At 37.5% G+C, this 1813-nt stretch carries 1 protein-coding gene and 1 pseudogene; one reads left to right on the top strand and one right to left on the bottom strand.

Translation table 11 applies throughout. The features are described from left to right. Positions 1-138: pseudogene (locus O9334_RS07520) on the top strand (IS4 family transposase); the annotation flags it as partial. 316 nt (positions 139-454) lie between these two features. Here the strand turns inward: O9334_RS07520 and O9334_RS07515 are convergent. Beyond that, positions 455-1432: an alpha/beta fold hydrolase gene (locus tag O9334_RS07515; RefSeq protein WP_287999770.1), complete on the bottom strand. Its 978-nt coding sequence runs from the start codon at positions 1430-1432 to the stop codon at positions 455-457. Between the last annotated feature and the right edge of the window lie 381 nt (positions 1433-1813).

Raw genomic sequence — 1813 nt, 5'->3', positions numbered from 1 at the left:
CCCCTCAAGAAACACGGTCGTCGTGCTAAGAGTCTTTTTCGCTTAGGTTTTGACCATCTTCGTCATCTGATTCTTAACCCTTCTTTGCCTAATCATCGGGATTTTCTTCATTCCCTACAATTTTTGTCCTGTACTTAGCTTAGCGTCAGCAGAAGTCCCATACTCCGCAGTCTAAGTGTCACAACTCATTGTTCGCTTAATTTTTTAAGGGAAGGGTTTTAAAATTGCTGTTACCTTTATACTGTATGCTTTTTAGCGAATAAGGTAGGTAAAACAGTGTCGAGAGTGCGATCTCCAATTGGCTCGCTCAAACCCCAATCAATTCGTTAACCTCAAAATGGTCTTTTTGTACTAACAAATATCTGAGTAGAACAATCAATGCGTTTGCCAGACTGCACTTAAGACAATTTACCAAATTTTCGGTTCGAGAAATGAGCGAACGGTGAGTAATTACTTAGCACACAGAGTTAATTTTGTCAAGCAAAATTTTGACCGCATCGATCATCACATCCGGTTGATCCATCCAGACAAAATGACCACTTTTATCCGCTTGTATTTGCAGAAAATCTTTGGATAACTTGCCTAATTCTAGGTGCATCTCCTCCCGGAGTTGGTTGGCACTTTTGAGGGGAATAAAGCGAGTCCAAAGGGAAGGTTTAAAAAAAGAATTAGCTTTAATACTAACTATCGGTAAATTACCGAAATTGTTAGCCTCACTTACCTGACGAGCGCTTTGGTCGAGATTAAGCATTTCTCTACTCATCGTCATCCAGTGTTTAGCGCGACAGAAAGAACGCTTAACTCGATCACAAGAATCTGGGGAAAAGCGACGCAATTCTGGTTTTAATAATTCAAAAACTCCCAGAACTCTCATAACTCTTATAATGCCTAAAATTGAGCCAATAATCGACATCCAAAATCCAGAGATGAAAAATAATTTTAATGCCTTTAATGCTGGCGACATTTTCAGCATTCCTTTGTCGTGTAAACCATCGGTGAGTACCAAACCTACTACTTTTTCTGGGAACAGATGGGCATATAGTCGAACATTATAACTGCCAAAAGAATCACCAACTAAAATATAAGGCGGTTCTATTTTTGCTTGGGTTAGTAATTGATCTAATTCCTGAACAATTTGGTAGCTAGTTCGGGGATATGGACTAGGATCGCTCCAACCATAACCCGCTCGATCATAAATACAAACCCTAGCTAATTGTGACAATTCTTCTATCAAAAAATATCCCTCAATTCCCCCTAAACTATGGTCAATAATAATAGTGGTACTAGCCTCTCCTGCTAGACAAAAATGCAGGCGATATTTACCCAGATTAATCAAATTACCTGGCGGTGCTTTTTGTTCTTCTAACCAAACAGATAACGTCTGATAAACTGTCGTCGCTACTAGGAGAATTACTCGAATTGATAAAGACATAACTACACCTCTTGTAAAAATAAAAAATTCTCGTGGTTGCTGGAGAATTAAGAATGATTAAGTAGCTGGTTATAATTAAATTAAAAATGAATTTTAGGTTCGATCCCCCCTGCCCCCCTTGATAAGGGGGGTGTCTGACAACTTTCAACACCTACCTACTTAATCATCAATAGAACTCTTGCAAATTAATTATATGTTATAATGATGGGTTAACTAATTTTCCCAAAAAAATTAGTTAACCAGTACATTTGTCCTGAATGAAAACTTGAAGTTTAACTTTTAACTCAAAACTCTTTAGAGCTGCTTTAATTTGGTTATCAAAACCTCTTTATTTAAGCGGCACAAACTATCTCAATTATAAAAATTGAGAATAAATTCTCC

It is taken from the genome of Microcystis sp. LE19-8.1F (genome assembly GCF_027531715.1).
Taxonomy (GTDB): domain Bacteria; phylum Cyanobacteriota; class Cyanobacteriia; order Cyanobacteriales; family Microcystaceae; genus Microcystis; species Microcystis wesenbergii_A.
This window is presented reverse-complemented; position numbering and strand designations above follow the sequence as displayed.

Excerpts from the sequence above, each read along its gene's own strand:
- O9334_RS07515 (WP_287999770.1), bottom strand. The coding sequence starts at position 1,432 with ATGTCTTTATCAATTCGAGTAATTCTCCTAGTAGCGACGACAGTTTAT.